The organism is Streptomyces sp. TRM70350 (genome assembly GCF_019219825.1).
GTDB lineage: Bacteria > Actinomycetota > Actinomycetes > Streptomycetales > Streptomycetaceae > Streptomyces.
On sequence record NZ_JAHUXH010000142.1, the window covers coordinates 1 to 303 of the forward strand.

A 303-nucleotide genomic window follows, 5' to 3' on the forward strand; every position below is an offset into this window, starting at 1 on the left:
GGTGCGGGAGATGTTCCGGATCGCCGACGGCGAGGAACTGGGGTACGACGACCCGCCGCTGCGCGGCCATTCGTTCGAGTTCCGGATCAACGGCGAGGACCCGGGGCGGGGTTTCCTGCCCGCGCCGGGGACGGTGACGCTGTTCGCGCCGCCGTCGGGTCCGGGCGTCCGGCTGGACGCGGGTGTGGAGTCCGGCTCGGTGATCGGCCCCGCCTGGGACTCACTGCTGGCCAAGCTGATCGTCTCCGGCCGCACCCGCAAGGAGGCCCTGCAGCGCGCCGCGCGGGCCCTGGAGGAGTTCCG

At 73.9% G+C, this 303-nt stretch carries 1 pseudogene; it reads left to right on the forward strand.

The annotated features are described in order from the left end of the window. Positions 1 to 303: pseudogene (locus KWI83_RS37950) on the forward strand (acetyl-/propionyl-CoA carboxylase subunit alpha); the annotation flags it as partial.